The organism is Bradyrhizobium sp. 215_C5_N1_1, from assembly GCF_052075935.1.
GTDB classification, from domain to species: Bacteria; Pseudomonadota; Alphaproteobacteria; order Rhizobiales; family Xanthobacteraceae; genus Bradyrhizobium; species Bradyrhizobium barranii.
Genome location: NZ_CP197228.1, coordinates 4,419,418 through 4,439,820, shown reverse-complemented (window position 1 = coordinate 4,439,820; position 20,403 = coordinate 4,419,418). Strand labels below are relative to the sequence as shown.

Here is a 20,403-nt window from a genome sequence, read left to right as displayed (position 1 = left end):
CGGCAGTGGGACAGACTTGCCGGCCGCGTCGAGCTGGAGGATGAACCCTTGTCAGAGATCGACCCGACCGACCACGCGCTGGCAACCATCGCCAGCATTTTGGAGCACCCCGAGCCCGTCCGCGAGACCGAGACCGAAATGGTGGTCGACGGTGAGCAGGTCGTCGCCGACGAGCATCCGATCGCCGACGAGCATGTGGTGGTCGACGAGCATGCGATGGTCGACGAGCACGAGCATCCTCTGGTCGAGGAGCAGCCGCTGGTGCCGGAGCACACCGATGCCGATGGCTACAGCAAGGTCGGTCCGGGGCCGATGGTGGCGATCCGTCTGAAATGGACGGTCCATCGCGGCGATGACGGCCAGTTCTACGTCCACGAGACCATCGGCGAGCAGTCCGCGCCCGTGGTCAGCGGCCCGATGACGAGCGAAGCCGCGGTGCATTTCGTCGACGCGCACGAGGACGAGGCACATCGGCGCTTCGAGGAGCTGCGCAGCGAGATCGCCGGCCGCAGCTCGCTCGCCGATTACGAGCGCAAGGGCGAAGCCTAGCGCTCGCGGGGGCCGAGAAAATCCCGCTTCACGAGCTCGACCCCGGCATGCCGGAGCAGGTCGTAGGACGTCGTGACGTGAAAGAAGAATTGCGGGACGCTGAACGTCAGCAGCAGCGTCCGCCCGGTGAAGGGCAGCTCGGTCCCGTTTTTCAGCCTGAAGAAGACATTCCGTTCCGCCGCACTATCGATCTCGGCGCGCGACAGGCTTTCGATGAACTCGATTGACGTCGCAATGCGCGCCTGAAGCCCGGCGATGTCGTGCTCCAGCGCCGGCAGCGTCACCGGCTCCTGGTCGGCCAGCAAGGCCGGCGCGACCGTGGCATGGCGGCACGCCTCCCCTATCTGCTGCGCCAGATCGTACATATTCGGCGCCATGCGCATGCCGAGCAGGACGGCCGGATTGAACTTCCGGCTTTCGGCATAGGCGACGCCCTTGTCCAGCAGTGCCGACAGGTTGCGCAGATATGGCACGAAGACGCCGACCGAGGCGTCGTACATCGAGATCGTCACCCTAATTTCCCTTCAATTCCGCCTCGCCAGTGACGGGCATCTGGTCTAAATCCAAGTTTCAAGAGCTGCACAATGACAGCTCGGGCATGGGTGGAAAAGAGATGATCGTTCGAATCGTGGCGGCTTTGACCGCGGTCCTGCTGGCGAACTTTTCGGCATATGCGCAGCAGCCGGCGCCGTCGCGCCTCGACGAGATCGTCAAGCGCGACACTTTGCGCGTCGGTATGACCGGCGACTACAAGCCTTTCACCTACCTGGACAAGGCGACGCAGCAGTTCAGCGGCTTCGACGTCGACATGGCGGAGGCGCTCGGCAAGGCGCTCGGCGTCAAGGTCGAATTCGTGCCGACGGCCTGGCCGAAGCTCATGAAGGACTTCGAGGCCGACCAGTTCGACATCGCCATGGGCGGCGTCTCGGTCACGCTCGATCGGCAGAAGAAGGGCTTCTTCTCGATGCCGATCATGCGCGAAGGCAAGACGCCGATCGCGCGCTGCGCCGATGTCGGCAAGTACCAGACCATCTCCGACATCGACAAGAAGGGCACCCGCGTCATCGTCAATCCCGGCGGCACCAATGAGCGGTTCGCGCGCGCCAACATCAAGGACGCCGAGATCAACGTCTTCCCCGACAACACCGTGATCTTCGACGAGATCGCCAAGGGCAACGCCGATTTGATGATGACGGACGCCTCCGAGACCCGCTACCAGCAGAAGCAGCATTCCGGCGTGCTCTGCGCGGTGCATCCCGAAAAGCCGTTCGACTTCTCGGAGAAGGCCTACTGGCTCCAGCGCGACATGGCGCTGAAGGCTTTCGTCGACCAGTGGCTGCACATCTCGATGGAGGACGGCAGCTACAGGAAGATCTACGCCGCCTGGTTCGACTAGCGACCGATCTTGTCCGTCACTCCAGATGCTTGCGGAAGAAGCTCACAGCCGCGTCGTTGAAGGCGCTGTGAAACGCTTCCCTGTCGAACCCGGGCGGATCAGTGCACAGGATCGGCGCGGCTTCGGCCAGCTTGGGCGGACATGGCGCAAGAAAGGAAAAGTGCGACGAGTTCGGCACGATCCGGAAGTCAGGGCGCGCGGGAAGCATTTGTTCCAGCGTATCGACTGAAGCGGGCACGACACCGTCGCCGCCGAGCGCCGAACGCCATAAGAGAATTGGGATCGTCACATTGGCGAGGCGCTCCCGGTTGAAAAGGCCTTCATAAAGGGGCGGATCCGCCAGCACGGCAGCTCTGATGCGGGGGTCGTGTACGGCCGCCTCTGTTGGCACAAGGCCATCGCGAATGGCCTGGCATTTTGGCGTCGTGGCTCCATCTCTATCGCAGAGCGGAGCGAGCGCTCCGAAATCGGGATTGCCGCCGATCACGACGAGACCGGTATAGGCGCCGCGCGAGAACCCGAACAAGCCAACCCGCTTGGGGTCCAGGACCGCCGCTTCCTTCCAGGCGCCGAGCATGAAATCCGTAAGCCGCTTCATGTCGGCGAGGCGCTCGACCAGGACGGAGAATTCATCGGTCCGGCTGCTGTCTCTGGCAGTGTCGCCTGGGTGATTGATCGCGGCGACCACGAAGCCGGCATCGGCCAATGCGGTCGCCGTGTCGACGTGGCCCAAAAACGAGCCGCGCCGTCCGTGCGACACGACGATCAGCGGCAGTCGATTGCCCGCTACCGGACAGTCCTTCACACCCGGCAGGAAGACACCGCCGCCCAAAGCGACCTCGGAGGGCGCCGCCGCACAAGGTGTCCACACCATGCCAGTGAGCGCGGAGCGGCCGGCGTCCGCCGGCACTTCGATAAATCCGAGCCCGGCCGCGTGCGCCAGTGTCGCAGCAAGGCAAGCGACTACGATCAGAACAAGTTCGCCAAGGCGCGGCCATAGCATTTGCGTGTGCTTTCGGAAGCTTCAACCACAACGGTTTTACTTGCCCATCCCATACCCCGTCCAGAGCTGCGCCGCGCCGCCGTCCAACTCTGGACGGAGTTCAGCGTTATTGAACCCGCAACCGCCGGACCACGACTCATACGGTGACAGTGATCTAGATCACTTTTTGCGATCGAACCGACGCGTAAGCGTTGGTACGGGGACCAGCTGTTCAGGAGACGGAAATGAGGAAGCTGTTGGCCACGGCCGCATTCCTTTTGGCGAGCACCGCTGCTCAGGCGCAGTACACTTTCGAGTATGGCGGGCGCACCATCCGCATCGATCCGGACCGCGGCACGGTGCAGATCCCCGGCGTCTACGACAACACCGGCCAGGGCAAGGCGAAGAAAGCCAAGAAGAACGAGACGACCCCGGGCCAGCAGGCGCCGCAACAGGCCAAGGTTGATCCGCAACCGCCGGCCGCTCCGGCGCCAGCTCCCGCCCCTGTCGCAGCGCCGCCCGCAACCGAACAGGCGCCAGCCGCTGCAGCGCCGCCGCCAGTTCCGCCCCCGCCCGCTCCGCCGCCGTCTGCAACCGCCAGCAACGCGCCGGCTGAGGCGGCCGTGTTGCCGCCACCTGCACCGCCTCCGGCGCCCGCTCCGGTCGAGCAGCAGGCAGCCCCCGCCGTGGCGCCGCCGCCGGCCCCGACTGTGGCCGCTGTACCCCCGGCGCCGCCTCCAGCCCCCGCTCCGGCCCCCGCACCCGTTCAGGCGGCTGCCGTCGCACCGCCGGCTCCTGCAGCCGCGCCCGCGCGCGATCTCAATTCACCACTCGGCATCTGGCTGACCGAGGAGAAGGAAGGCAAGGTCCGCATCGAGCAATGCGGCAGCAATCTCTGCGGCTATTCGGTCGACAGCAAATCGAACCAGAACGGCGAACAGGTCCTCATCAACATGAAACCCGCCAAGGACCAGAACAAGGATCAGAAATGGTCCGGTCGCATCCTCGATCTCAACTCCGGCTCGACCTACGATTCCACGATCGCGATGAAGGGCACCGACCGCCTGCGCGTGCAGGGCTGCGCCTTCGGCGGCATGTTCTGCGGCGGCCAGACCTGGACGCGCGTGAACTGAGTCCGACTTCGACGTTCGAACCGAGACGAGGGGCCCGCGATCCGGGCCCCTTTGCTTTTGTCCGCGATCTCTTTGCGGAGTGCGCCACCTCACGGAGCCCCTTGCGCACGTGACAGCCCTCACATCGCGGGTTCCGCGCTCATGCCACGATCCCCCCATGGTCAACCAACGGGGCGTGTCATGAACGGATTTCGCAAAGGTCTCTTCGCCAGCATTGTCGCCATCGCCGTCCCGCTGACGCAGGCGGGCGCGGCGACCTCCACCTTCGACGGCGCATGGAATGTCCGCATCTCATCAACGAGCGAGACTTGCGGTAACGGCGCAACGGTCTCGATCGGCATCAGCAACGGTCAGATCGCATCGAGCAGCGCTGTGGTTTCAGCATCCGGCCGCGTGGCCGATGCCGGCAGCATCAACGTCACCTTGAGCACCGGGATCAAACGCGCCGTCGGCTTCGGCCGGCTCAGCGGCACTTCAGGCTCCGGCACATGGCGCGGCCCCCTGTGCACGGGCACGTGGACGGCGGAGCGGATGTGATTTGCCGCGTCCCGGACGCGCTGCAACGCGCAGCGTTGCTGCACTGAGCCGGGACCCAAGGGCACTTGCTTTGAGGAAGCTTGTGGGCCCCCGGATCGGCAACGCAGCGCTTACGCGCTGCATTGCATCCGGGGCACGAGAGATTAGCCGAGCGGCGCGCCGTACTCCGTGTCGGTCACCGGCTCCAGCCAGGTCGAATAGACGCCGTCGAGCGCCTCCTGCATGGCGATGTGGCACATGCTGTTGTTTGGCGAGGCGCCGTGCCAGTGCAGTTCACCCGGCGGAATCCAGACGGTGTCACCGGGACGGATCTCCTTGACAGGGCCACCCTTGGTCTGGACGCGGCCGACGCCCGAAATCACGTAGAGCGTCTGCCCAAGCGGATGGTGGTGCCAGTTGGTGCGCGCGCCCGGCTCAAAGGTGACGCGCGAGCAGTTCAGCCGCGCCGGCGCCGGCGCCATGATCACGGGGTCCTGCAACACGGTGCCCGTAAAATTTTCCTTGGGCGCGCGGCGGGTCGGCCGCGTGCCTGCGACGGTGATTTCCATGGGATACCTCGTTTCCTGTTACTTCTTGCTGGCGGCGTAGCGCGCCTTGGTTTCGGCGTTCATGGGATAGAGGCCCGGCAGCACCGCGCCGTTGTTCACCTCGTTGACGATCCAGGCTTCCATCCGCTCCTGCTCGACGCTCTCATTGAGCACGTGATCGAGCATCGCCTGCGGGATCAGCACGCAGCCGTCCTGGTCGGCGACCACGATGTCGTTCGGGAACACCGCAACGCCGCCGCAGCCGATCGGCTCGCCCCAGCCGACGAAGGTGAGGCCTGCAACCGACGGCGGCGCGGCATAGCCGTCGCACCACACCGGAAGATTGGTGCCGAGCACGCCCTCGACGTCCCGCACCACGCCATCGGTGACGAGTGCGGTCACGCCGCGCTTCATCATGCGCGCGCAAAGAATGTCGCCGAAGATGCCGGCATCGGTGATGCCCATGGCATCGACCACGGCGATGCAGCCATCCGGCATCGCCTCGATCGCGGTGCGGGTCGAGATCGGCGACGACCAGGATTCCGGCGTCGCCAGATCCTCGCGCGCCGGCACGAAGCGCAGCGTGAAGGCCGGCCCGACCAGGCGCGGCAAGCCCGGACGCAGCGGACGCGCGCCGCGCATCCAGACGTTGCGCAGGCCCTTCTTCAGCAGGACCGTGGTGATGGTGGCAGTGGTGATGCCGGCGAGGGTCTTGCGGGCTTCGGGGGACAGCGACATGGACGAGAACGAGCTCCGGATGGGCGGGAAAGAACGCGCGCATCTTGCGAGCCGCAGCCCTTGCGTCAAGGGCCAAAGAGCCGGCAAGAACGCAGGGCCGCTGGGCTGTTATGCGACGCGATAACAACGCTTTATCGTTTCCCCTTGCATTAATTTATTGGACTTGCGGGCGCATTTACGCGAAGCAAGGAAAAGCGGAACTCAAGGCTGAGCCCGCATTTCCTGAGAAGCCCGATTTCGACAGCCCTTCGACAGCTCATGGCCGCGACGCTTCCCCCGCCCCGCCTTCTGCCCAGTGGCGACAGCGCCGTCACGGTCGAATTCAGCCGCACCATCGATGACGCCGCCAACGAGCGCGTGCTCGCGCTGGACAAGGCGCTCGCAGCAAGCCCCATCGACGGCATCACCGAGACCGTTCCGACCTATCGCTCGCTGCTGGTGCATTACGATCCCGGCAAGATCGGCTTCGACGCGCTCGGCGAAAAGCTGCTTGCGCTCGCCAGCCAGCCGCTGCCGCCGGCCGCGAAGGCGCGGCGCTGGCGCATTCCCGTCGCCTATGGCGGCGAACACGGCATCGACCTCGAGGATGTCGCGAAGGCGCTGAACACAACGCCCGACGACATCGTCGCCCGTCACGTCGCCGGCGACTACCGTGTCGCCATGATCGGTTTCACCCCGGGCTGGTCCTATCTCAGCGGCCTCGACAAATCCCTGCACATGTCGCGGCGGCAGAGCCCGCGGCTGTTCACGCCCGCCGGCACGATCTCGATCGGCGGTATCCAGGCCGGAATCCAGTGCCTGGCCGCGCCAAGCGGCTGGCACCTGCTCGGCCGCACGCCGGTCAGAACCTATCAACTCCACCGGAATCCGACCTTTCTCACCGAACCCGGTGATCGCGTGACGTTTTTCGCCATCGACCACAAGACCTTCGAGGAACAGGATCGCGCCGCCGAGGCTGGCGAGATCATCGCCGAGCAGGTGGTCGCATGAGCCGGCTCGTGATCGCCAGCATCGGTCCCGCAAGCTCCGTTCAGGACGGCGGCCGCCACGGCGCGCAGCGCTACGGCCTGACGGTCAGCGGGGCGATGGACCGTCTGTCGCTGGCGGCAGCGAACACGCTGGTCGGCAATGAGCCGTTCGCGGCCGTGGTCGAGATCGGCCCTTTCGGCGCCACGTTCACTGCCAAAGACGGCGCCGTGCGCGTCGCGATATCAGGCGCGCCGCGCAATGCGGACGTCGCCGGTAAGCCGGTGGCCATGGACACGTCAGTGACGCTCAAGGACGGCGAGACGCTGACGCTGGGCTTTGCCCGCGGCGGCGCGTTCACTTATCTGGCGATCGAAGGCGGGATCAAAGGCGAACTGGTGTTCGGCAGCCTTGCGGTGAACGCCCGCGCGGGCCTCGGCAGCCCCTACCCGCGCCCGCTGCAGGCCGGCGACGAGTTCACGGTCGATGCCGCGCGCGGCGCGCCCGAGCTGCGCATCGAGTTGCCGAAGCCTGCAACAGGCCCGATCCGCGTCCTGCTCGGCCCGCAGGACGACGAGTTCGACGACGCCAACAAGGCGCTGTTCCTCGATAGCGAGTGGAAGATCTCGGCGACCTCCGACCGCATGGGCTACCGGCTCGAGGGCCCGGCGATCAAGCATCTGCATGGCCACAACATCGTCTCCGACGGCACCGTCAACGGCAGCATCCAGGTCCCCGGCAACGGCTCGCCGATCGCGCTGATGATGGATCGCGGCACGTCCGGCGGCTATCCGAAGATCGCAACCGTGATCACGGCCGACGTCGGCCGCCTCGCGCAGACCTCGGCGGGAACCGCGTTCCGCTTCCTCGAGGTCACCATGGCCGAGGCGCAGGAGGAGGCGCGCAAGTTCGCGCAACTCATCCGCAACCTGCCCGATCGCCTGCGCTCTTCCGACACCGTCGAGCTGAACATCGAGGCGCTCAGCGATGCTAATGTCGCGGGCTATGCGGTGAGCGCCATGGATGCCGGGACCTGGCAGGTCACGGCGGAGCCGTAAGCGACAAGACGACCAGAGGCGGAGAGCACCCCATGAAGACGATCGATCTCAATTGCGACCTCGGCGAAGGTTTTGGCGCGTGGGAGATGGGCAACGACGCCGCGATGATCGACCTTGCCAGCTCGGTCAACGTCGCCTGCGGCTTCCATGCCGGCGACCCCGACATCATGCGCCGGACGGTCGAGCTGGCGAAGGCGCGCGGCGTCTCGGTCGGCGCCCATCCCGGCTACCGCGACCTGCACGGTTTCGGCCGCCATCCGATCGCGGGCCTGAAGGCCTCCGAGATCGAGAACCTCGTCGCCTACCAGATCGGCGCGTTGCAGGCGATCGCGACCGCAGCCGGCCACAAGGTCACGCATGTGAAGGCGCATGGCGCGCTCTCCAACGTCGCCTGCGAGGACGACATGACGGCCAAGGCGATCGCCGCCGGCATCAGGGCGGTCGATCCCAATCTCATCTTCGTCGTGCTCGCCAACTCAAAACTGGTGAAGGCCGGCGAAGACGCCAATCTGCCGATGGTGCACGAGGTATTTGCTGACCGCGCCTATGAGGACGACGGCAACCTCGTCTCGCGCAAGAAGCCCGGCGCGGTGCTACACGATGCCAAGGCAATCGCCGATCGCGTGGTGCGCATGGTGCAGGATGGCGCAGTGGTTTCGGTGACGGGCAAGGTGATCAAGATGCGCACGGACACGGTGTGCATTCACGGTGACACGCACGGCGCCGTCGAGATCGCGCGCACGCTGCGTCAGGCGTTGAAGGATGCGGGGATCGAGGTCGCGCCGTTCAAGCGCGGGGCGTAATCAGAACGGGTGCACCGAGAGCGTGCCGAACACGATGGCCGCGATGACCGCGAAGGCGCTGTAGAGCCCAACGTGGTGCATGCTCGCCCCGGTCCGACGCGAGATTGAGCGCGCGTAGAAGTGCAGCCTGGCTTCCGCCGATAGTTCGCGCATGGTCGATCTCCAACGCCCCATTTGTGGGAGTATGAAGGATCAACCCTGGCGGGAGGCAAGATGGCGGAGAAAATAGCGATGGAGGTTCTCTGAAGGCGCCCCGTCGCAGGTGCAAATTCTCTGCACCCAAGGGTTCCGAGAATCTTATTCGTTAAGATCCGAGCCAGCTGGAACCGGCCCGGATGACGCTGGGATGACAGCCGGGCGGAGGCATTCAGACCCCCTTCCAAACAAAATTCTCGAAAACAACCCCATGCACAGTAGAAACGGCCCAGCGGCGCGACGCCCGGCGGTTGCGCCGCCGGGACGATTTGCGCTGATCGGCTCGCGCCTTAGTAGACGTCAGCCTGGAAGCGGCCCGTCTTCTTGAGCTCGGCGACAAAACTGACGGCCTCATCCGTCGAACGCGCCCCGAACTGCGCGACGATGTCGACCAGTGCGCGCTCGACGTCCTTGGCCATGCGCTTGGCATCGCCGCAGATGTAGAGATGCGCGCCTTCGGCGAGCCAGGTCCACACCTCGCGGCCGACCTCACGCATGCGATCCTGCACGTAGAACTTCTTCTCGCCGTCGCGCGACCAGGCCAGCGACATGCGCGTCAGCAGCCCCGAGGTCTTCATCGCGTTGAGCTCTTCCTGGTAGAAGAAATCGCAATCGCTGCGCTGGTGGCCGAAGAACAGCCAGTTCTTGCCGGGCGCGCCGGTTGCCTTGCGGTCGAGCAGGAAGGCGCGGAACGGCGCGATGCCGGTGCCGGGGCCGATCATGATGACAGGTGTCTTCGGATCCTGCGGCAGGCCGAAACCATGCGCCTTCTGCACATAGACCTTGAGCTTCTCGCCCTCGGCGATGCGTTCGCCGAGGAAGGTCGAGGCCACGCCGATCCGCTTGCGCTTGCCGATGACGTAACGCACGGAGTCTACCGTCAGCGACAGTTTTCCCGGCGTCGCATTGTGCGAGGACGAGATCGAGTAGAGCCGCGGCTGGAGCGGCTCCAGCGCCTCGACGAAGGCTTCGGGATGCGGCCGCGTGCCCGAAAACTTCTGGAGCGCCGCCATGACGTCGAGCGTGGCGGCGTCGCCATCGGGATCCTCGCCCTGTGCCAGCGCCCGCGCCTTCTCGCGCTGCGCGCCGCCGGTGATGAAGGAGATCAGCTCGAACAGCGTGTCGGGCGCCGGCGACAGCGAGACGTCGTCGATCAGCACCTCGCGCAACGTCTTGCCGTTGACCTTGGTGGTGTGGGAGGCGCCCAGCAGCGCGATGATCTGATCGACGAGGCCGACCTCGTTGCGTGCGAACACGCCAAAACTATCGCCGACGACATAGTCGAGCTTGCTCTCGGCGAGATCGAACTCGACGTGATAGGTCTCTTTCTCCGACTTCCCCTTGTTGAGCAGGCGCCGCGACAGGAATGTCGCCGCGATCGGATTGTCGCGCGAGCGGCCGGGCTCGGCGATCGTCACCGTCACGGCCGGCGCCGCCACCGCATCCACCTTGTCGGCCGCCTTGGCCGCCGGCGCCTTGTCCAGCTCCTCGTACAGCGACTTCAGCATCCGCGCGGTTTCCTTGCCGCCGGGGACGCAGAGATTGAGCCGTGCTTCGCTACGGGTGGCGATCGCCTCCGAATAGTCGTGACAATTGTAGCCGCACTGCCCGCAATCCTGCTGCGCCATCGCGGCCATCATCTTGCGGCGCACGGGACGGCCTTCGGCGAGCTTCATCCGGTCCGCAATCGGCATGGTCTGGTCGTGCCACGGCGCTTCACCGTCGTCGCCGTCGCCGGCTTGCATGACGGCTGCGCCCTGCTCCGCCGACAGCGGCGTGGCCACATCAGGCGACAACAGCCCGGCGAAGAAGCCGTTGAGCCAGGAGCGCTGCGCGTCGGAGAACGGGGCGCTGGCGGGAATGATGTCGAGTTTCGGCGGAGGCGTGATCTGGTTCATGCGGACACCTGTGCATCGGCAAGCTTACGCAGCGTTTCGCCGTCATGGCGGCGCGCAAAGGACAGGAAGGTCTCGTCGGGCGACGAGCGGTGGGCGATATAGGCCTTGAGCAGTCCCTCGACCGTCTTCGGCGCGTCCTCGGCCTTGAGGTCGTGATAAACCTCCTGCCCGACATCCGCATCGGGACCGAACCCGCCGCCGGTGAAGAGGTGATAGCCGTCCACCGTGTCTTCGTCGTTGATCGGCACGCGCGCTCCGATCAGGCCGATGTCGCTGATGTAATGCTGCGCGCAGGAATGATGGCAGCCGGTGACGTGGATGTTGACCGGCTTGTCCATGGCGACGCGCGGCTCGCACCAGTCGCCGATCTCGGCGGCATTGCGCTTGGTATTGGAAGCCGCGAAACGGCAGCCGGCACTGCCGGTGCAGGCGATCAGGCCGGCGCGGATGTGCGAGGCCTCGACCGCGAGCCCGATCTGCTTGATCGCTGCAATGGCGAGCTCGACATTCTCGTCGCGCACGCCCGATATCAGCAGGTTCTGCCAGACGGTCAGGCGGATCTCGCCGTCGCCGAGGTCCTGCGCCACTTTGGCCAAACCCCGCATCTGATCGCAGCTGATCTTGCCGAGCGTCAGCGAGACGCCGATCCAGTTCAAGCCGTCCTGCTTCTGCTTGTGCACGCCGATATGCGCCATGCGGTCCGCGGCTGGCCGCGGCGCAAACGCCTCTTCCGGCACGCGCGTGAACGGCGTCTTCAGCCGCTCCTCGACGAGTTTAAGGAAACCGTCGTGGCCCATGGCATCGAGCACGTATTTCAAACGCGCCTTGTTGCGGTTGGTGCGGTCACCGTGATCGATGAACACGCGCACGATGGCGTCGGCGACGGCGGTGGCCTGCTCCGGCTTGACGATGATGCTGGAGTATTTTGCAAAGTCCTTGTGGCCGGTGATGCCGCCGAGGCCGAGGCGGAACCAGACACCGGGCTCGACGCCAAAACCGTCCTTCACCTCGAACGCGGTGAAGGCGATGTCGTTGGTTTCCTCCAGCACCGCGATCCTGCCGGCGCCGTCGAAGGCGACGTTGAACTTGCGCGGCAGCCCGTAGAGCGAGCGGTCGTTGAGGATGTGGTAGTGCCACTCACGCGCATAGGGGCGCGTGTCGATCAGTTCCTGCGGGTCGATGCCGGCCGTCGGCGTCCCCGTCACGTTGCGGATGTTGTCGGCGCCAGAGCCGCGCGAGGACAGGCCGAGGTCCTGGATGCCCTCGATCAGCTTGATCGCGTTCTTCGGCGGGATCTCGCGGAGCTGGAGATTGGCCCGCGTCGTGACGTGACTGTACGGGCCGCAGAGATCGTCGGCGAGATCGGCAAGGCCGGACAGCTGCCAGTGCTTCATGATGCCGTTCGGGATGCGCAGCCGGCACATGTAGGAGTCCTGCGTCGGCGCGACGTAGAAGATGCCGTAATAGCGCCAGCGGAAATTGTCCGCCGGGCTCGGCGGCGCGTTGTCGAGCGCCTGCTGCCGCAGTCGCGGATAGGCATCGAAGGGATGCTCGTCGCGCTTGAACTTCTCCTGGTCGGCGAGCTTCTTGCCAGCTGCGATGACCTTGTCCTGCGCCTTGATGTGGACGGCGTCGGGGCCCGTGGCCTCGGTATTGGCCTTGCTGGCGCTGCCGCCGAGACCGCGACCGACCCGGCTGATCTGCAAACCGGTCGTGAAGCCTTCGAGATAGCGTTTCTGCTCGTCGGAGAAGTCGACTGAGAGCGTATCGATTTTCATGGTCGGTAACGAAGCTCCTGCAGCCACCGGGTGGCATCGACGGAAAATTGCGCGACCCGCGAGGAACTCGGCTGGCTCAAGAAGCCGGCTGCGCACCCAACGGTCCGGTCAGCTTCGTTGCTGCGGGACTTGGCTCAGCAGGCGTCTGTGACAAGCTGGCCGCACTGCAACATACAAGTTGCGTGCCAGCTTCAATGAAATGAAAATTTCTTTGATTTCAGATGGATACAGACGAGCCCGGAAAATCGCGGTCCGGAACTCTCATGAAATTCGAGCAGGCAGCCCAAAGTTTAGCCGATGATCTCTTCCGCCCAAAAACGATGCAGGACCGAATCAGGCCTTCCAGCGTCCGACCTCGAAGGCCTCCAGATGCCCCCGGATGTTGCCGGGATCGAAGGCCGGGCCCGCAAATGCCCCGAACGCCGCGGGGGCTTCAGCGGGCGATTGCTGACCGAGGGCTGCGTCGTAGAGGTCGGGCCTGAACACGGCCATCGCCGTCTTGACGCCGTCAGGCGTCAACGCCGTTTGCCCCCAGCGCACCATCTGCGCATAGAGCCAGGCCGCCTGAACCGGATCGGGGCGCCCTGCCCCTTCGCGTCCGACCAGGAGATAGCGACCGCTCTCGCGGAGGGTGCCGTCGGGAGAAATCTTCAGGCGCCCCGTGAGGGTTCGCTGGATAACTTCGGCATCGACGCCGATCCGTTCCGGCTGCGCCAGGATCCGCGCCGCCTCAGACAGGTTCGCGGGGTTCTCGATGAACTCGGCGCCCTTCACGGCCGCGCGCACCAGCGCTGCCACCACATCCGGATGCTTGTCGGCCCAGACCTGGCGAACCGCCAGCACCTTCTCAGCCGCGCGCACGAGAATGTCGGAGACGAAATGCAGGATGTGACCGATGCCGAGATCGACCGCGACCGAGTTCCAGGGCGCGCCGACGCAGAACGCATCGACATGGCCATTGGCGAGGCTATCGACCATGTAGGGCGGCGGCAGCACCACGAGACGCACATCCTCATCCGGATCGACGCCGGCCGCCGCCATCCAGAACCGCAGCTGGTAATTGTGGGTCGAGAACGGGAAGGTCATGCCGAAGGTCAGCGGATCGGCACCTAGCTTGCGACGCTTCGCGACGACCTTCGCCAGCGCTTTCGCCGTGACAAGCGGATCGAAGCGGTCACCGTCGATCTCCTCCATCAGCGCGGCATGGAGCGCCGGCGAGACCGTGATCGCGTTGCCGTTGATACCGAGGTTGAAGGGCGCCGCGATCGGCACCTTGACGTGGCCGAGCCCAAGCGAGGACGCGATCGCCACCGGCGCCAGCAGATGCGCGGCGTCGAACAGGCCGATATTGAGCTTGTCGCGCACGTTGGACCAGGAGACCTCGCGCACCAGCTCGACCTCGAGCCCTTCGGCGGCGGCAAAGCCCTTGTCGACGGCGACGATCAGGGCGGCGGCGTCGACCAGCGGGATGAACCCGATGCGGAGGGGACCGGTCATTTCAGCATCTCCGACGCGGTGATGATCGACTGCGCGATCTCGCCGATTTTCTTCTTCTCGCGCATCGCCGTGGAGCGCAGCAGCACGTAGGCCTCGTCCTCGGTGAGGCCCTTGACCTTCATCAAAATTCCCTTCGCCTTCTCGATGATCTTGCGGTCCTCGAGCTGCGACTTGGTGCGCTCCAGCTCCTCCTGGAGTTTTGCGAAGGCGTTGAAGCGGGACACGCAGAGGTCGAGGATCGGCTTGATGCGCTCCTTCTTCAGCCCGTCGACGATGTAGGCGGAGACCCCCGCTTCCACAGAGGCCTGGATCGAGGATGAATCACTCTGGTCCACGAACATGGCGATCGGCCGCTTCACGGCGCGGCTGACCTGGAACATCGCCTCCAGCACGTCGCGACTGGGGTTCTCCAGATCGATCAGGATGATATCAGGGTCCACCGCATAAATACGGGCAAGCAGGCTCTGCATCTCGCGGATATGGACAATCTGCGTGAATCCGGCCTCGCGCAACCCCTCCTCGAGGATCGCAGCCCGGATCGGGCTTTCGTCGACAATCACGATTTTAGGCGACTGTTCGGCGCTCATGTCCCACTCACGTCAAGCGATTCATCCATAGCATGCCGGAGGGCGATGCAAAGGGTTGTAATTATGGGCAATTGGGACTAGCTCAGGCCTGTCAATCAGGCAGATTTGGATATGGATCAGACGGCTGCGCCCAAGGTCAGCTTCGTGTCGCTCGGGTGTCCCAAAGCATTGGTGGATTCCGAGCGCATCATCACGCGCCTGCGCGCCGAGGGCTACGAGCTCGCCCGCAAGCATGACGGGGCTGACATCGTCATCGTCAATACGTGCGGCTTCCTCGACAGTGCCAAGCAGGAATCGCTTTCGGCGATCGGCGAGGCCATGGCCGAGAACGGCAAAGTGATCGTGACCGGTTGCATGGGCGCGGAACCCGAGCAGATCGAGCAAGCCTATCCCGGCGTGCTCTCCATCACCGGCCCGCAGCAATATGAGAGCGTGCTGGACGCCGTGCATCGCGCGCTGCCGCCCGCCCACAATCCGCATCTCGATCTGGTGCCGCCGCAGGGCATCAAGCTGACGCCGCGCCACTATGCCTATCTGAAGATCTCCGAGGGCTGCAACAACCGCTGCACCTTCTGCATCATCCCGAAGCTGCGCGGCGATCTCGTCTCGCGTCCGGCCAATGACGTGCTGCGCGAGGCCGAGCGCCTCGTCGGTGCCGGCGTCAAGGAGCTGCTGGTGATCTCGCAGGACACCTCGGCCTACGGCGTCGATCTCAAATACGCCGAGAGCCCGTGGAGGGATCGCCAGGTCCGCGCCAAATTCCTCGACCTCGCGCGCGAGCTCGGCGAACTCGGCGCGTGGGTCCGGCTGCAATATGTCTACCCCTACGCTCATGTCGACGAAGTCATCGCGCTGATGAACGAGGGCAAGGTGCTGCCCTATCTCGACATCCCGTTCCAACATGCAAGCCCCGAGGTGCTGAAGGCGATGAAGCGCCCCGCAGCACAGGACAAGACGCTGGCGCGGATCAAGCGCTGGCGCGAGGAATGTCCCGATCTCGCTTTGCGTTCGACCTTCATCGTCGGCTTCCCCGGTGAGACCGATGCCGATTTCGCCTATCTGCTCGACTGGCTGGATGAGGCCGAGATCGATCGCCTCGGCTGCTTCAAATACGAGCCGGTTGCCGGTGCGACGTCGAATGCGATCGAGAACCCCGTGCCCGAAGAGATCAAGCAGGAGCGCTACAACGCGCTGATGGCCCGCCAGCAGAAGATCTCCGCGCGCCGGCTGAAGCGCAAGGTCGGCACGCGCCAGCAGATCATCATCGACGAGGTCGGCCCGACGGTTTCAAAAGGCCGCTCCAAGGCCGACGCGCCCGAGATTGACGGAGCGGTCTATCTCTCCAGCCGCCGCCCGTTGCGCGTCGGCGAGATCGTCACCGCAAAGATCGAGCGCGCCGACCAATACGACCTGCACGGCAGCGTCGCGGGGTTCTGACGGCGCCAACGATCGCGTCACCTCTCTTGCGGGTCGCTGCAACCGGATATGAAGAAGGTCGTCATGCCCGGGCTTGTCCCGGGCATCCACGTTCTTCGTGCCACTGGGCAATGCGTGGATGGCCGGGACAAGCCCGGCCATGACGCTGTGGAAGCCTCTGTGCCTCAAGCTTGCAGGGAGCAGACCGTCGCTGGGCTACAGCTCCGTCAAACCAGCCATTTCGGCACCCAGCGCTCCGGGCGTCGGGCGCGGGCGAGATCGGCCTGGGCTTCGGTCAGCTTGGCGGGCTCGCCGTCGATGGTCGGGCGCACAACGTATTCGAAGTTCGTCATGTCGCTTCTCCCGATGCCTGCCGTCCGTCATGCGCGGAAAACACCTCCTTGGCTGCGAACAGCCCGTTCACCGCCGCCGGGAAGCCCGCATAGACGGCCATCTGCATGATGATCTCCACGATTTCGTCGCGAGACAGCCCGACGTTCAGACCCGCCTCGATATGCACTTTGAGCTGAGGCGCGGCATTTCCGAGCGCCGTCAGCGCGGCGATCGTCGCGATCTCTCGATCGCGCAGGCCGAGGTCCGGGCGGCTGTAAATGTCGCCGAAAGGAAACTCGATCACGTATCGTGCGAAATCCGGAGCGATGTCGGCGAGTGAGGCGACGACCTTTTCGCCGGCTCGGCCGTCAATGCGTGACAGGGCCCGCTGGCCGCGATCGAAGCGGCTTTCGGCTTGTGTTTGGGCGTGCGTCATTTTCCTTCGTCCTCTGTTCATCGCCGGCATAACCGGAGATCTTGGTATCAAGGACGAGCAGGCATTCCTGGAGTTCGGCAATCTGCGTGCGAACCTGTTCCCGGTGAATTTCCAGCATCTGCCGCCGGGCTGGCCCGGTGGCATCGCCTTCATCACGAAGCGCCGCATAACGCAACATGTCCCGGATCGGCATTCCCGTGGTCTTGAGCCGACCGAGGAATGCGATCCATGTGAGGATCGATGCGTCAAAGTAACGCTGGCCGGAACGATCCCGGTCTGCGTATGGCAGCAGCCCGACGCGCTCATAATAACGCAACGTGTGCGTCGACAAGCCGGTTCGTTTTGCGAGGTCGCCGATCTTCATGTTTGCCCGTTCTCGTACTGACGCACGTACAGATACCCCTTCGAGCGCACTCTAAGTCAAGGGGGATCGCAAGGGGGATCGAAGGTGCCGTTCCCGCGAGGTCAAGATGGCACGACAGCAGAAGAATACCGGTTCGACGCGACTAGTCGCCGGCAAAAAAGATTTCCTCGATGTCTTCCGCTTGCTGACCTCCGGCCAGACTGACCCAACCAGTCAGTCCATTCTTGTTCCGAACGAGGAAATGGTAGCGCTCGGACGAGTCCTCCTCACGTCGGTCGCTTGCGACGAGCACCTCAACGAACTCACCCTTCGGAATGGTGCCGACCGCATTCGTCGCAGCCTTATCGAAATAGAACGTCAAGTCATGCAGCGTCTTTGACTTGAGGCCGACGTAATGAAACGGCTGGTTAACCTCCTTCAACCGGTCGTCGTCAAGGCAGTACTTGCGTCGATGGTCGAACATCGTATTGACGTGACCGGAGGCGTAGACGCAACCGTCGCCGGGTATCTCGAATCGGAGGCCTTCGATCTGGTCTTGATAGAGATCGCCCGCGCCTCCAATCAGGTTAAATACGCAATTGTAGTCGGCACTACCGCCGGAGCTGCAGACAACCAGGAAGTACCTCTCCGACCGAAGGCGAAGCTTCGTTTCAAAAACGTAGGTGAGAATAACGCCGCCAGCATCGGCCTCATCGCTGTTTTTCTTTTCGTCCGGTGTGATCACGTGGGGCCGCGTGAGCGCGGGATCGGTGGCCAGCACGATCGGAAGGTCGGCAACGGCGCTTTCCACGAGCTCGGTTTGCGCGTCCGCGGCCGAGGCCGCTGACATCAGCAGGATCGCGACAATCAACCGGTGACAAAGGCCGCGCATCAGCGAACTACCCCGACGAGAAGCTAATTCAATCAGCAACCTGATTGCACGGCTCCGTGACGGGATTCTGACGGTGTTCCGTCACGCCAGCCATTTCGGCACCCACCGCTCCGGGCGCGGGGCGCGCGCGAGATCGGCCTTTGCTTCGGAGAGCTGCGCCGGCTCGCCGCCGATGATCGGACGCACATCGTATTCGAAGTTCGGCATGACGCGGCCGTCGACATAGAGGCCGAATTTCATCGCGTGCCACAGCCCGAGTTCGGGCTGTGCCTTGCGCATCTCCTCGCGCAGATCGCGCAGCAGCGATTCGATCGAGGCGGCCTCCTCGAACGGCTGCGGGCCGAGGGTCAGGACGCGGGCCTCGTACTGCTTGCCGACGATCGCGACCTCGAAGCGGGTCTTGTCCCAGGGCTTCTTGCCCTTGGGCAGATGCGCGGCGAGCCGCCAGCCGAGCTCGGCCATCAAGCGATGATTGGCCCAATAGTCTTCGCGATCCCGGCTCCATTTTTCCACGAAGCCGCGGAAATCGGGAAGCTCCGCGGCGCCGTCGTCACATGCCGCCTTGTCGCCGATCGGCTGCCCGGCAAGCCATTTCGCGAGCTCGTCGGTCTGGCACTCGACCTCGTCATGCGGCTTGAGATCGCTCCAGGCCTTGTCAAATTGCTGCGACGTCAGCTTCGCCAGCAAGCCGTCGAGGCTCGGCGCGAGCAGCTCGTAATCGCCCTCGGAGCCCAGCCCCACGATCGGCGGATTGTCGCGATCAAGACCCGCGCCATACCAGCCGCCGACGGCCGAGCCATCCGGCAGCCGCATGAACAGTGAAAACCTGTCGCGCAAGGGACTGCCGTCGAAGATCGGCGCCTGATCGGAGAACTGGCCTTGCAGGGAGAAACGGCCGACGCTGCCCCAGGGGCGCCCGTTCAGCCAATCGGCAAAGTCGACCAGCAGGGATGGCGCCTCGATGCCCGGCGGAAACGCGCCGCGAATGCTGTCGAGGTCGATCGGGTAAGGCGTATCGGACAAGGTCTTCAAACTATCTGGTTGGTCCCGCCTTCTTGGTCTGACCCGTGATGCATTCGGTTCGAACCAAGTCGCGTCCTTCGATCACAAACGCGCTAGAGGCGCAATGGTTTCGATGTGGAAAACAATGAAACACACTGAAACGTCAAGGATTCTCTTCAAGCTGTCTGCGATCGGCATCGCAATGGCCGTGTTCGCCCTGTCCGCCCCCGCCACCGCGCGATCGCCGTCAGCCGCGCAGGCACGCCAATGGTGCTATAGCGACGACGACGGGGACCGCGAGGACCAGCGCATCGCCGGCTGCTCGGCCGTGCTCAAGGCCGATCCCTCGAATGTGCGGGCGCTGGCCAATCGCGGCGAGATGTTTCGGCGAAAAGGCGACACGGAGCGTGCCCTGGCGGACTTCAACCGTGCCATCGATCTCGATCCGAAAGACGCCGACCTCTGGTACAATCGCGGCATCGCCCATGACGATCTCGGCGACACCGACCACGCCATTGCCGACTACACGCGCGCGATTCGGCTGAATTCCCGCGACGCGCTCTACTACAACAACCGCGGCAATTCCCACATCCACAAGAACGACTACGAGCATGCGATGGCCGACTACGATCAGGCCATCAAGCTCGACCCTAAATTTGCGCTGGCCTATTTCAATCGCGGCACTGCCTATCGCAACCATGGCGACGACGCTCGCGCACTGGCGGATTTCGATCTCTCGATCAAGCTCGACCCGAATTACGGCCCGGCCTACGGCAACCGCGCACGAGTCTTCCGCGACCGCGGCGACCGTGCGCGTGCGCTGGCCGACTTCGCAAAATCGCTTCAGCTCAGTCCGAACAACGATCGCGATTTCTTTGCGCGCGCGAACATGTATTTCGACACCCACGACTATGCGCAGGCGCTGGAGGATTACGATCGCTCGATCAAGGCCAATGCGAGCTATCCGGGCGTGTTCAATTCGCGTTGCATGACGCGTGCGATCCTTGGCCGCCTGCAGGAGGCGCTGGCCGATTGCGAGCAGTCGCTGCGGATGGCTCCCAACGACCCCTATACGCTGGACAGCCGCGCCCTCACGTATCTGAAGCTCGGCAATCTCGACGCGGCGATTGCGGATTACGACGCGGCGCTCAGCGCAAAGCCTGAGCTCGACGGCTCCCTCTACGGCCGCGGACTGGCGAAGCGAAAGAAGGGCGACAGCGAAGGCGCTGAGCAAGACATCGCGGCCGCCAAGGCAATCAACGCCGGCATCGCGGACAGTTTTGCGCGCTACTGCGTTCAGTGACGTGCTCCCATCTCGCCGATGCACGCCGGACGGG

At 64.4% G+C, this 20,403-nt stretch carries 22 protein-coding genes and 1 pseudogene; 9 read left to right on the top strand and 14 right to left on the bottom strand.

The features are described from left to right. Positions 1–48 precede the first annotated feature (48 nt). Entirely contained in the window at positions 49–549 is a 501-nt protein-coding gene (locus AB7G19_RS21410) for a hypothetical protein (RefSeq protein WP_283016518.1), read from the top strand. On the opposite strand, the gene AB7G19_RS21405 is transcribed toward AB7G19_RS21410, so the two are convergent. After that, the gene (locus AB7G19_RS21405; protein WP_135213857.1) at positions 546–1,049 is read right to left on the bottom strand and encodes a DUF1993 domain-containing protein; all 504 of its coding nucleotides are present in this window, start codon (positions 1,047–1,049) and stop codon (positions 546–548) included. The two genes, AB7G19_RS21410 and AB7G19_RS21405, sit on opposite strands and share 4 nt — an antisense overlap. A 113-nt stretch (positions 1,050–1,162) precedes the next feature. Here AB7G19_RS21405 and AB7G19_RS21400 point away from each other — a divergent pair, with 113 nt between their 5' ends. Next, positions 1,163–1,945, top strand: a complete 783-nt coding sequence (locus tag AB7G19_RS21400; RefSeq protein ID WP_283016519.1) for a transporter substrate-binding domain-containing protein — start codon at positions 1,163–1,165, stop codon at positions 1,943–1,945. Between the two features lie 16 nt (positions 1,946–1,961). Here the strand turns inward: AB7G19_RS21400 and AB7G19_RS21395 are convergent, their stop codons facing one another. Beyond that, the gene (locus AB7G19_RS21395) at positions 1,962–2,948 is read right to left on the bottom strand and encodes an alpha/beta hydrolase family protein (protein ID WP_441268059.1); all 987 of its coding nucleotides are present in this window, start codon (positions 2,946–2,948) and stop codon (positions 1,962–1,964) included. Between the two features lie 224 nt (positions 2,949–3,172). Between AB7G19_RS21395 and AB7G19_RS21390 the strand changes: the two genes are divergently transcribed. Together AB7G19_RS21390 and AB7G19_RS21385 are read left to right on the top strand one after the other, a co-directional pair. Then, on the top strand, positions 3,173–4,060 hold the full coding sequence (locus AB7G19_RS21390; protein ID WP_283016521.1) for a DUF2147 domain-containing protein: 888 nt from the start codon (positions 3,173–3,175) through the stop codon (positions 4,058–4,060). Between the two features lie 180 nt (positions 4,061–4,240). Continuing rightward, positions 4,241–4,597: a hypothetical protein gene (locus AB7G19_RS21385; protein WP_283016522.1), complete on the top strand. Its 357-nt coding sequence runs from the start codon at positions 4,241–4,243 to the stop codon at positions 4,595–4,597. Positions 4,598–4,740: 143 nt separating this feature from the next. Here AB7G19_RS21385 and AB7G19_RS21380 read toward each other — a convergent pair whose 3' ends face one another. Both AB7G19_RS21380 and AB7G19_RS21375 read right to left on the bottom strand, forming a co-directional pair. Continuing rightward, entirely contained in the window at positions 4,741–5,145 is a 405-nt protein-coding gene (locus AB7G19_RS21380; RefSeq protein WP_135213661.1) for a (R)-mandelonitrile lyase, read from the bottom strand. 18 nt (positions 5,146–5,163) lie between these two features. Further along, entirely contained in the window at positions 5,164–5,862 is a 699-nt protein-coding gene (locus AB7G19_RS21375) for a ribonuclease activity regulator RraA (protein WP_071913810.1), read from the bottom strand. Positions 5,863–6,120: 258 nt separating this feature from the next. Between AB7G19_RS21375 and pxpB the strand changes: the two genes are divergently transcribed. The 3 genes from pxpB to AB7G19_RS21360 are packed head-to-tail and all read left to right on the top strand — an operon-like array spanning position 6,121 to position 8,689. Beyond that, positions 6,121–6,852, top strand: a complete 732-nt coding sequence (gene pxpB, locus AB7G19_RS21370) for a 5-oxoprolinase subunit PxpB (protein WP_071913808.1) — start codon at positions 6,121–6,123, stop codon at positions 6,850–6,852. Continuing rightward, positions 6,849–7,886, top strand: coding sequence for a biotin-dependent carboxyltransferase family protein (locus tag AB7G19_RS21365; protein ID WP_283016523.1), 1,038 nt, complete (start codon positions 6,849–6,851; stop codon positions 7,884–7,886). Before pxpB ends, AB7G19_RS21365 begins: the two co-directional genes overlap by 4 nt. A 32-nt stretch (positions 7,887–7,918) precedes the next feature. Next, positions 7,919–8,689, top strand: a complete 771-nt coding sequence (locus tag AB7G19_RS21360; protein ID WP_039148406.1) for a LamB/YcsF family protein — start codon at positions 7,919–7,921, stop codon at positions 8,687–8,689. Here the strand turns inward: AB7G19_RS21360 and AB7G19_RS21355 are convergent, their stop codons facing one another. The 5 genes from AB7G19_RS21355 to AB7G19_RS21335 all read right to left on the bottom strand — a co-directional run bounded on the left by AB7G19_RS21355 (position 8,690) and on the right by AB7G19_RS21335 (position 14,644). Further along, entirely contained in the window at positions 8,690–8,842 is a 153-nt protein-coding gene (locus AB7G19_RS21355; protein ID WP_283016524.1) for a hypothetical protein, read from the bottom strand. A gap of 332 nt (positions 8,843–9,174) precedes the next feature. After that, complete coding sequence (locus tag AB7G19_RS21350; protein WP_247309962.1) at positions 9,175–10,782, bottom strand: sulfite reductase subunit alpha; 1,608 nt, start codon at positions 10,780–10,782, stop codon at positions 9,175–9,177. Next, positions 10,779–12,560, bottom strand: a complete 1,782-nt coding sequence (locus tag AB7G19_RS21345) for a NirA family protein (RefSeq protein WP_283016525.1) — start codon at positions 12,558–12,560, stop codon at positions 10,779–10,781. Before AB7G19_RS21345 ends, AB7G19_RS21350 begins: the two co-directional genes overlap by 4 nt. Positions 12,561–12,893: 333 nt before the next feature. Beyond that, positions 12,894–14,057 (bottom strand): CmpA/NrtA family ABC transporter substrate-binding protein, encoded by a 1,164-nt coding sequence (locus AB7G19_RS21340; protein WP_166096613.1) that lies wholly within the window; start codon positions 14,055–14,057, stop codon positions 12,894–12,896. Next, positions 14,054–14,644, bottom strand: coding sequence for an ANTAR domain-containing response regulator (locus AB7G19_RS21335; RefSeq protein WP_027536156.1), 591 nt, complete (start codon positions 14,642–14,644; stop codon positions 14,054–14,056). The genes AB7G19_RS21340 and AB7G19_RS21335 overlap by 4 nt, the downstream gene beginning before the upstream one ends. 111 nt (positions 14,645–14,755) lie before the next feature. Between AB7G19_RS21335 and rimO the strand changes: the two genes are divergently transcribed. Next, the gene (gene rimO / locus AB7G19_RS21330; protein WP_441268058.1) at positions 14,756–16,081 is read left to right on the top strand and encodes a 30S ribosomal protein S12 methylthiotransferase RimO; all 1,326 of its coding nucleotides are present in this window, start codon (positions 14,756–14,758) and stop codon (positions 16,079–16,081) included. A gap of 206 nt (positions 16,082–16,287) precedes the next feature. Here rimO and AB7G19_RS21325 read toward each other — a convergent pair. The 5 genes and pseudogenes from AB7G19_RS21325 to AB7G19_RS21305 form a co-directional block, all read right to left on the bottom strand. Next, a pseudogene (locus tag AB7G19_RS21325) lies at positions 16,288–16,413 on the bottom strand (hypothetical protein); the annotation flags it as partial. Then, on the bottom strand, positions 16,410–16,829 hold the full coding sequence (locus AB7G19_RS21320) for a carboxymuconolactone decarboxylase family protein (protein ID WP_014495189.1): 420 nt from the start codon (positions 16,827–16,829) through the stop codon (positions 16,410–16,412). The pseudogene AB7G19_RS21325 and the gene AB7G19_RS21320, both read right to left, overlap by 4 nt. Continuing rightward, positions 16,762–17,193 carry a MerR family transcriptional regulator gene (locus AB7G19_RS21315; RefSeq protein ID WP_283016527.1) on the bottom strand — a complete coding sequence of 144 codons (432 nt, stop codon included), beginning with the start codon at positions 17,191–17,193 and terminating at the stop codon, positions 16,762–16,764. Before AB7G19_RS21315 ends, AB7G19_RS21320 begins: the two co-directional genes overlap by 68 nt. A gap of 142 nt (positions 17,194–17,335) precedes the next feature. Continuing rightward, complete coding sequence (locus tag AB7G19_RS21310) at positions 17,336–18,103, bottom strand: SH3 domain-containing protein (RefSeq protein WP_441268057.1); 768 nt, start codon at positions 18,101–18,103, stop codon at positions 17,336–17,338. A gap of 42 nt (positions 18,104–18,145) precedes the next feature. Next, positions 18,146–19,096 carry a hypothetical protein gene (locus tag AB7G19_RS21305; protein WP_225048847.1) on the bottom strand — a complete coding sequence of 317 codons (951 nt, stop codon included), beginning with the start codon at positions 19,094–19,096 and terminating at the stop codon, positions 18,146–18,148. Positions 19,097–19,211: 115 nt separating this feature from the next. Here AB7G19_RS21305 and AB7G19_RS21300 point away from each other — a divergent pair, with 115 nt between their 5' ends. Next, on the top strand, positions 19,212–20,369 hold the full coding sequence (locus AB7G19_RS21300; protein ID WP_225048849.1) for a tetratricopeptide repeat protein: 1,158 nt from the start codon (positions 19,212–19,214) through the stop codon (positions 20,367–20,369). Positions 20,370–20,403 lie beyond the last annotated feature (34 nt).

Bases quoted from the DNA above. Each gene is read 5' to 3' on its own strand.
- AB7G19_RS21315 (WP_283016527.1), bottom strand. From the start codon at position 17,193: ATGAAGATCGGCGACCTCGCAAAACGAACCGGCTTGTCGACGCACACG.
- AB7G19_RS21375 (WP_071913810.1), bottom strand. From the start codon at position 5,862: ATGTCGCTGTCCCCCGAAGCCCGCAAGACCCTCGCCGGCATCACCACT.
- pxpB (WP_071913808.1), top strand. From the start codon at position 6,121: ATGGCCGCGACGCTTCCCCCGCCCCGCCTTCTGCCCAGTGGCGACAGC.
- AB7G19_RS21400 (WP_283016519.1), top strand. From the start codon at position 1,163: ATGATCGTTCGAATCGTGGCGGCTTTGACCGCGGTCCTGCTGGCGAAC.
- AB7G19_RS21380 (WP_135213661.1), bottom strand. From the start codon at position 5,145: ATGGAAATCACCGTCGCAGGCACGCGGCCGACCCGCCGCGCGCCCAAG.
- AB7G19_RS21385 (WP_283016522.1), top strand. From the start codon at position 4,241: ATGAACGGATTTCGCAAAGGTCTCTTCGCCAGCATTGTCGCCATCGCC.
- AB7G19_RS21365 (WP_283016523.1), top strand. From the start codon at position 6,849: ATGAGCCGGCTCGTGATCGCCAGCATCGGTCCCGCAAGCTCCGTTCAG.
- AB7G19_RS21395 (WP_441268059.1), bottom strand. From the start codon at position 2,948: ATGCTATGGCCGCGCCTTGGCGAACTTGTTCTGATCGTAGTCGCTTGC.
- AB7G19_RS21345 (WP_283016525.1), bottom strand. From the start codon at position 12,560: ATGAAAATCGATACGCTCTCAGTCGACTTCTCCGACGAGCAGAAACGC.
- AB7G19_RS21350 (WP_247309962.1), bottom strand. From the start codon at position 10,782: ATGAACCAGATCACGCCTCCGCCGAAACTCGACATCATTCCCGCCAGC.
- AB7G19_RS21355 (WP_283016524.1), bottom strand. From the start codon at position 8,842: ATGCGCGAACTATCGGCGGAAGCCAGGCTGCACTTCTACGCGCGCTCA.
- AB7G19_RS21405 (WP_135213857.1), bottom strand. From the start codon at position 1,049: ATGTACGACGCCTCGGTCGGCGTCTTCGTGCCATATCTGCGCAACCTG.
- AB7G19_RS21390 (WP_283016521.1), top strand. From the start codon at position 3,173: ATGAGGAAGCTGTTGGCCACGGCCGCATTCCTTTTGGCGAGCACCGCT.
- AB7G19_RS21360 (WP_039148406.1), top strand. From the start codon at position 7,919: ATGAAGACGATCGATCTCAATTGCGACCTCGGCGAAGGTTTTGGCGCG.
- AB7G19_RS21320 (WP_014495189.1), bottom strand. From the start codon at position 16,829: ATGACGCACGCCCAAACACAAGCCGAAAGCCGCTTCGATCGCGGCCAG.
- rimO (WP_441268058.1), top strand. From the start codon at position 14,756: ATGGATCAGACGGCTGCGCCCAAGGTCAGCTTCGTGTCGCTCGGGTGT.
- AB7G19_RS21335 (WP_027536156.1), bottom strand. From the start codon at position 14,644: ATGAGCGCCGAACAGTCGCCTAAAATCGTGATTGTCGACGAAAGCCCG.
- AB7G19_RS21340 (WP_166096613.1), bottom strand. From the start codon at position 14,057: ATGACCGGTCCCCTCCGCATCGGGTTCATCCCGCTGGTCGACGCCGCC.
- AB7G19_RS21300 (WP_225048849.1), top strand. From the start codon at position 19,212: ATGAAACACACTGAAACGTCAAGGATTCTCTTCAAGCTGTCTGCGATC.